Origin of the sequence: Aquibacillus sediminis, assembly GCF_005870085.1 — a bacterium.
Lineage (GTDB): Bacteria > Bacillota > Bacilli > Bacillales > Amphibacillaceae > Aquibacillus_E > Aquibacillus_E sediminis.
On the sequence record NZ_SZNM01000010.1, the window covers coordinates 118204 to 125301 of the forward strand.

At 39.4% G+C, this 7098-nt stretch carries 6 protein-coding genes, 12 tRNA genes and 1 rRNA gene; 18 read left to right on the plus strand and 1 reads right to left on the minus strand.

Annotated elements, in window-relative coordinates; translation table 11 throughout:
* Position 1 precedes the first annotated feature (1 nt).
* From rsbW to FCI53_RS11620, 4 genes are all read left to right on the plus strand, one after another.
* Positions 2-478, plus strand: a complete 477-nt coding sequence (gene rsbW / locus FCI53_RS11605; protein ID WP_138419021.1) for an anti-sigma B factor RsbW — start codon at positions 2-4, stop codon at positions 476-478.
* Positions 450-1241 carry an RNA polymerase sigma factor SigB gene (gene sigB, locus FCI53_RS11610; RefSeq protein WP_138419023.1) on the plus strand — a complete coding sequence of 264 codons (792 nt, stop codon included), beginning with the start codon at positions 450-452 and terminating at the stop codon, positions 1239-1241. The genes rsbW and sigB overlap by 29 nt, the downstream gene beginning before the upstream one ends.
* Positions 1241-1834, plus strand: coding sequence for a PP2C family serine/threonine-protein phosphatase (locus FCI53_RS11615; protein ID WP_138419024.1), 594 nt, complete (start codon positions 1241-1243; stop codon positions 1832-1834). Before sigB ends, FCI53_RS11615 begins: the two co-directional genes overlap by 1 nt.
* A 137-nt stretch (positions 1835-1971) precedes the next feature.
* Positions 1972-4140 carry a Tex family protein gene (locus FCI53_RS11620; RefSeq protein WP_138419026.1) on the plus strand — a complete coding sequence of 723 codons (2169 nt, stop codon included), beginning with the start codon at positions 1972-1974 and terminating at the stop codon, positions 4138-4140.
* Between the two features lie 172 nt (positions 4141-4312).
* Here FCI53_RS11620 and cmpA read toward each other — a convergent pair whose 3' ends face one another.
* A complete protein-coding gene (cmpA, locus tag FCI53_RS11625) occupies positions 4313-4417 on the minus strand; it encodes a cortex morphogenetic protein CmpA (RefSeq protein ID WP_138419028.1) in 105 nt (34 codons plus the stop codon).
* A gap of 275 nt (positions 4418-4692) precedes the next feature.
* Here cmpA and FCI53_RS11630 point away from each other — a divergent pair, with 275 nt between their 5' ends.
* The 14 genes from FCI53_RS11630 to FCI53_RS11695 form a co-directional block, all read left to right on the plus strand.
* A complete protein-coding gene (locus tag FCI53_RS11630) occupies positions 4693-5151 on the plus strand; it encodes a SprT family protein (protein ID WP_138419030.1) in 459 nt (152 codons plus the stop codon).
* 204 nt (positions 5152-5355) lie between these two features.
* Positions 5356-5430 (plus strand) — tRNA-Asn (locus tag FCI53_RS11635).
* Between the two features lie 2 nt (positions 5431-5432).
* A tRNA-Ser gene (locus tag FCI53_RS11640) sits at positions 5433-5523 on the plus strand.
* 9 nt (positions 5524-5532) lie between these two features.
* Positions 5533-5607 (plus strand) — tRNA-Glu (locus FCI53_RS11645).
* 81 nt (positions 5608-5688) lie between these two features.
* Positions 5689-5765: transfer RNA gene (locus FCI53_RS11650), tRNA-Asp, on the plus strand.
* Positions 5766-5772: 7 nt separating this feature from the next.
* Positions 5773-5847, plus strand: a tRNA-Gln gene (locus FCI53_RS11655).
* A gap of 129 nt (positions 5848-5976) precedes the next feature.
* A tRNA-Lys gene (locus FCI53_RS11660) sits at positions 5977-6049 on the plus strand.
* 11 nt (positions 6050-6060) lie between these two features.
* Positions 6061-6145, plus strand: a tRNA-Leu gene (locus tag FCI53_RS11665).
* Positions 6146-6152: 7 nt separating this feature from the next.
* Positions 6153-6239: transfer RNA gene (locus FCI53_RS11670), tRNA-Leu, on the plus strand.
* A 57-nt stretch (positions 6240-6296) separates the two neighbouring features.
* Positions 6297-6373 (plus strand) — tRNA-Arg (locus FCI53_RS11675).
* Between the two features lie 4 nt (positions 6374-6377).
* Positions 6378-6454: transfer RNA gene (locus tag FCI53_RS11680), tRNA-Pro, on the plus strand.
* 19 nt (positions 6455-6473) lie between these two features.
* Positions 6474-6547, plus strand: a tRNA-Gly gene (locus FCI53_RS11685).
* 9 nt (positions 6548-6556) lie between these two features.
* A tRNA-Ile gene (locus FCI53_RS11690) sits at positions 6557-6633 on the plus strand.
* 131 nt (positions 6634-6764) lie between these two features.
* Positions 6765-7098: ribosomal RNA gene (locus tag FCI53_RS11695) — 16S ribosomal RNA — on the plus strand; the annotation flags it as partial.

Genomic DNA, 7098 nt, shown 5'->3' on the forward strand with positions numbered 1-7098 from the left:
TATGAAATCGTTTGACTTTATTGAAATGAAGGTCCCTGCAAAACCAGATTATGTTGGTGTTGTTCGATTAAGCACGTCTGGAATTGCTAATCGAATGGGGTTTGCATATGATGACTTGGAGGATCTTAAGGTTGCTGTATCAGAGGCAATGACAAATACCGTTACGCATGCCTACGAGGGAAAAGGAGAAGGGGAAGTAACGATTGGCTTTGGGATTTATGAGGATCGCTTAGAAATTATGGTTGCAGATCACGGGGATAGTTTTGATTTAAATGAAGTAAAGGATGAGATCGGACCATATCAACAGTCAGAATCCATTGAAAATTTACGTGAAGGTGGTTTTGGTCTTTTTCTAATTGATGCTCTAATGGATAAGTTAGAAATAAAAAATGATTCAGGAGTAATTGTGTTAATGACAAAGTTCCTTCACGGATCAGAGGTGGGATTAGATGACGACCAAATCTCAACCACACAATAGACGTGAGGATGAGGTTTATCAATGGATAAGACATCTTCAAACAAATCCTGATGATAAAGTTGTCCAAGAGAAAATCGTGTTAGCTTATCATGAGCTAGTTAAGTCTGTTGCCAAGAAGTATGCGAAAAATCGTATGATTCATGAGGATTTAATCCAAGTAGGTATGTTAGGATTATTAGCGGCAATTAGAAGATATGATCCTAGCCTAGGTAAATCGTTTGAATCATTTGCGATTCCAACCATCATTGGTGAAATTAAGCGATTTATTCGTGATAAGACATGGAGTGTCCATGTACCACGAAGAATTAAAGAGTTGGGACCTAAAATTAAGAAAGCGGTAGAAGAACTCACATTGGAACAACAAAGATCCCCATCGATTCAAGAAATCGCCGATTATTTAGATGTTTCAGAAGAAGATGTTCTAGAAACAATGGAAATGAGTAAAAGCTATAAAGCATTGTCCGTTGATAAAAAAGTGGAAGCTGATGCAGACGGTAGTACCGTTTCTATTTTAGATCTAATCGGTAATCATGATGAAGGATTTGAAAATATTGATAAACAATTGGTATTAGAAAAAGTATTCCCTATTCTAACGGAACGTGAACGGCAAATTTTGATGTGTACCTATTACGACAATAGGAGTCAAAAGGAAACAGGGGAATTGTTAGGAATTTCGCAAATGCATGTTTCAAGGCTACAAAGACGAGCGCTAAGGAAACTGCGAGAAGCCCTGCAAACAGATAGCTCGGGGGTCATAAATTGATGGGAACAGACAATTGTATGGACGTTTCTGTCTATCAAAAGGCAAAAGAGGGAAATTATTATTGTGGTGATAGTTACTTCTTTAAAGAGAAAGAAGATGAATTTATTTGTGCGCTAGCAGACGGACTAGGTAGTGGTGAATATGCGAAAGAATCTTCAGAAGCCGTAATGGAAATGATTGAGCAAAATCCTGAAATGTCTGTTAAACAGTTAATGAAACAAGCGCAAAAAGTATTAATTGGAAAAAGGGGCGTAGTTCTCGGTATTCTGAAAATTAACTTTCATGCGAACAACTTCTCTTTCTCTTCGGTAGGAAATATCGGTCTGATGACGATCACATCCAACTGTAAAAAACAGCGGAATATACCTAATGCTGGTTATCTTGGGGGGTATGAACGTCCCGTTAAGGTTTTAGAAGGTGCTATTTCTGATGGCATGATGTTCCTTATGTTTTCCGACGGTGTTCGGTCGAGTGATTTATCTTCTACATATCTTTATGGAAAAGATGTTCAAACGATTACGAGTAAATTTCCCATCCAAGACGATCGGCCTACAGATGACACTACATTGATTGCAATGAAATACAAGAAATGAAGAATAATTCGAACGTGGTATAAAAACACCGAAAGCTCTTATTCTGAGGAATAGGGCTTTTTATTTTGCTAACATTTTAGGAAAAAATGATATAGTTTGATAAAATAGAGTAGAGAAGTCGTAAGGAGGATAAATACGTGAGTGTAGCTACACAAAAACAAGAGTTAATAACCTGGGTAACAAAAGAAACGAAATTAGCAGAGTCTCCTATAAAACAAGTCATTACATTATTAGAAGAAGGTAATACAGTTCCATTTATAGCTAGGTATCGTAAGGAGCAAACGGGTGGTCTTGATGAAGTACAAATTAAAACCATTCAAGAAAAATGGGAGTATGCCCAACATTTATCAGACAGAAAACAAGAAGTTATCCGATTAATTGAAGAACAAGGAAAGTTAACACCAGAATTAAAATTAGAAATTGAACAAGCCAAAAAGCTGCAAAAAGTGGAGGATTTGTATCGTCCATATAAGCAAAAAAGAAGAACTCGAGCAACGATTGCCAAAGAAAAAGGTCTAGAGCCTTTAGCTCAGTTAGTTTGGGAACAAGAAATTCAAGAACTTGACCAAGAAGCAAAAAGCTATCTGTCGGAGGAACAAGAATTAACGACGATTGAAGATGTGCTAGCTGGTGTCAATGACATTATTGCGGAGTGGATTTCAGATGATCCAACTTATCGAGATTACATAAGAGATAAAACATTTAAGCAGGGATCGATTCAATCAGAGGTAAAGAAAAAAGAAGCCGATGAAAAAGGCGTTTATGAAATGTATTATGACTATCAAGAACCAGTAAGGACGATTGTGTCGCACCGAGTGTTGGCTTTGAATCGGGGCGAAAAAGAAGGAATTATAAAAGTGGGTTTAGTACCACCTGCTGAACAGATTTTGTCTTATTTAAACAAAAAGGTCATCATTGCAAACGCATCTGTAAAAGTGAAGGAATTATTGGAACAAGCAATTGAGGATAGTTATAAACGCCTCATCCAACCCTCAGTTGAAAGAGAAATAAGAAGTGAACTGTCAGATACAGCTGAGGAGCAAGCGATTGATGTATTTTCTAAAAACCTTAAGAATCTACTTTTACAGCCACCATTGAAAGGTCGGACTGTTTTAGGTGTTGATCCTGCTTTCCGTACTGGGTGTAAGCTAGCTGTCATTGATGAAACAGGGAAGGTCCATGCGATTAATGTTATCTACCCAACTGCACCCAAACATGATGTCAAAGGTGCAGAAAAGGTCATCCTGCAGTTAATGAAGGATTTTCCAATTGAATTAATCGCAATCGGTAATGGTACAGCTTCAAGAGAGACGGAGCAATTTATCGCGGATATGATTAACAATCACAATCTTAATGTTTCCTATATGATTGTGAATGAAGCGGGGGCAAGTGTCTATTCTGCGTCCAAATTAGCGAGAGAGGAATTTCCGGATTTACAAGTAGAGGAAAGAAGTGCGGTTTCGATTGCTCGCCGTGTTCAAGATCCATTGGCTGAGTTGGTTAAAATTGATCCGAAATCCATCGGTGTTGGGCAGTATCAACACGATGTCACGCAGAAAAAGTTAAATGAATCCCTAACATTTGTGGTTGAAACAGCGGTTAACCAAGTAGGGGTAAATGTAAATACTGCTTCAGCATCCTTGCTTCAGTATGTATCAGGTCTAAGTAAGACGGTAGCAAATAACGTTATTAAACAAAGAAATGAAGAAGGTAAATTTACAACACGTACCCAGTTAAAGAAGATACCTCGATTAGGAAACAAAACGTATGAACAAAGTATTGGGTTCTTAAGAGTGCTAGATGGTAATGAACCATTGGATCGTACTCCAATTCACCCTGAAAGTTACAAGGCGACGAAAGCGCTGTTGAAAATGATTGATTGTACTACAGATGATTTGGGTACGGAAACATTACAACAAAAAATCAACAGTATATCGATTAAAGATACAGCTGCAGAACTAGATATAGGTGAACTGACTTTGGAGGATATCATGAAAGCATTAGTTAGTCCCGAACGTGATCCGCGTGACGATTTACCAAAGCCTTTGTTAAAACAAAATGTACTAGCGATGGAAGATTTGCAGCAAGGAATGGAATTACAAGGAACGGTGCGTAATGTAGTTGATTTTGGAGTGTTTGTTGACATAGGAGTTAAGCAAGATGGTTTGGTTCATATTTCAAAGATGTCGAATAACTTTGTGAAACACCCAATGGACATTGCATCTGTGGGGGATGTTGTAACCGTGTGGGTGGATGATGTCGACATCCAAAAACAACGAATCGCGTTAACGATGGTCCAACAGTAATAAAACAAACAAAAATACCAGCTGTTGTCTGGTATTTTTGTTTGGTCATGATTTGAAAGTAGGCGTTATTGAATTAACGTTAGTTAAACTTGTAAAAGAAACTTCTTTACAGCTTCAAGATAATAATGTTTAAGGAATGCTTATAGGAAATGAGTGATTAGTGCGTGTCTATTTATTTACTACAATAAAAAAACCAACATTGATTTAGTAGTTTGATTTGATATAAATCTTTTGTATGGAACGCCTCAGCCATTTGCTTTTTAAACCATGAAGGCATTGTCTGAACCTCCTTGACAAATGGTTAAACTAAAAATAGTATTATTTTCTATCATGGTTATTGTATAAAATGTATATCTGTTAGTTTTCTCCCGGTACAACCGCCTGTAAGACTCCCGCGTCAAAACTTGAAATGAAACGTAGATGTTTAAGTGGGAGTGAACATTCACTTACGCCCAATCAGATCAGGCTAATACGTAGTGGAAGATCCCCTTTGAGTGAAGTTTTACTTTATATATGTAGTATATGCGACTAGTTGTGGAGGTGTGAAGCTTTATGTCGATCATGACACAAGCGGAATTAGAAGAATTAGTCAATCAGCTTTCCTTGTCATTTTTTAATAAACCATTTGTTGATGATGTTGCTTTTAACTTTCGTTTAAGAACAACAGGTGGAAGGTATATTCCAAATCAAAGAAAAATTGAGTTAAATCCTAAATATCTTGATGAATTAGATTATGATGAATTTTGTGGTATTATTAAACATGAATTATGTCATTATCATCTGCATATAGAAGGGAAAGGCTACAACCATCGAGACAAAGATTTTAGAGAACTCTTACGAAAGACAGGTTCACCAAGATTTTGTAGTCCATTACCATCCATGGAAAAGCAGGTGAAATATCAATATAAATGTTTAGACTGTGGTCATGTCTATCATAGAGTGCGAATTGTTAATACGCAAAAATACCGCTGTGGTAAATGTAGAGGTAAACTAAAGAAAATAAAACCGTAAACCTTAATGTTAAAATAGGGAATGAAAAAGTAAAAAAGTGTTGACGAAGTAAAAAATCCATGTTAAGTTATATAAGCGTTTGAAAAACACATTATTAAATTATGTTAATAAAGAATTAAATATGATATAAAAACACGAAAAAAACATTTGACATAATTCATTAGATGTTGTAAGATATTAATCGTCGTTGATAATTCATATTGATCCACCGTAGCTCAGTGGTAGAGCAATCGGCTGTTAACCGATTGGTCGTAGGTTCGAATCCTACCGGTGGAGCCATTGGAGAAGTACCCAAGTGGCTGAAGGGGCGCCCCTGCTAAGGGTGTAGGTCGCGTAAGCGGCGCGAGGGTTCAAATCCCTCCTTCTCCGCCATTATTAAATGGCCCGTTGGTCAAGTGGTTAAGACACCGCCCTTTCACGGCGGTAACACGGGTTCGAATCCCGTACGGGTCACCATTTTAAATTTTAAAGAAAAGTTTCCGCTTTGCAAAAATGAAAGACATTAATGTTAGTTATATAACTATCGTTAAAAAAGTTGGTCCGGTAGTTCAGTTGGTTAGAATGCCTGCCTGTCACGCAGGAGGTCGCGGGTTCGAGTCCCGTCCGGACCGCCATTTTCATTGGGCTATAGCCAAGCGGTAAGGCAACGGTTTTTGGTACCGTCATGCGCTGGTTCGAATCCAGCTAGCCCAGCCACTTTTATACTATCTATTACAACTGTATGATAGTATAATGATGACTAGGAACCTCTTTCGTGAAATGAAACAGAGGAAAACCTAGTTTTATTTATGCTTTTTGAAAGCGAAGATGGTTGAACTATAACATGAGCCATTAGCTCAGTTGGTAGAGCATCTGACTTTTAATCAGAGGGTCGGAGGTTCGAATCCTCCATGGCTCATCATCACTTTAGCGGGTGTGGCGGAATTGGCAGACGCGCTAGACTTAGGATCTAGTGTCTTCGGACGTGGGGGTTCAACTCCCTCCACCCGCACCATAAGAATGCGGTCGTGGCGGAATGGCAGACGCGCTAGGTTGAGGGCCTAGTGGGAGTTTATCCCGTGGAGGTTCAAGTCCTCTCGACCGCACCAAAAAAGTATTGACGAAGTGATTGTTATGTGTTACATTAATAGATGTCGCTTTGATGAGCGCCCGTAGCTCAATTGGATAGAGCGTTTGACTACGGATCAAGAGGTTAGGGGTTCGACTCCTCTCGGGCGCGCCAATTACGGGAAGTAGCTCAGCTTGGTAGAGCACTTGGTTTGGGACCAAGGGGTCGCAGGTTCGAATCCTGTCTTCCCGACCATTAATATTTTAATGAATATGCGGGTGTAGTTTAGTGGTAAAACCTCAGCCTTCCAAGCTGATGTCGAGGGTTCGATTCCCTTCACCCGCTCCATTATATAATGGGCCTGTAGCTCAGTTGGTTAGAGCGCACGCCTGATAAGCGTGAGGTCGGTGGTTCAAGTCCACTCAGGCCCACCATTGATCTTTGAAAACTGAACAAAACAACCAGTATGAAACAGATCAGGTAAGACGTTTCATTTAATTGAAACGATTAACCTTGAATCAATTTTTAAAAGCTAGTTTTTGAAACGAGCAAGCAAGCTCATTATTTTATGGAGAGTTTGATCTTGGCTCAGGACGAACGCTGGCGGCGTGCCTAATACATGCAAGTCGAGCGCGGGAAGCAAGCCTTCACCCTCCGGGGTGTGAGCTTGTGGAACGAGCGGCGGACGGGTGAGTAACACGTGGGCAACCTGCCTGTAAGATTGGGATAACTCGCGGAAACGTGAGCTAATACCAGATAATACTTTTGTTCACATGAATGAAAGTTGAAAGATGGCTTCTGCTATCACTTACAGATGGGCCCGCGGCGCATTAGCTAGTTGGTAGGGTAATGGCCTACCAAGGCAACGATGCGTAGCCGACCTGAGAGGGTGATCGGCC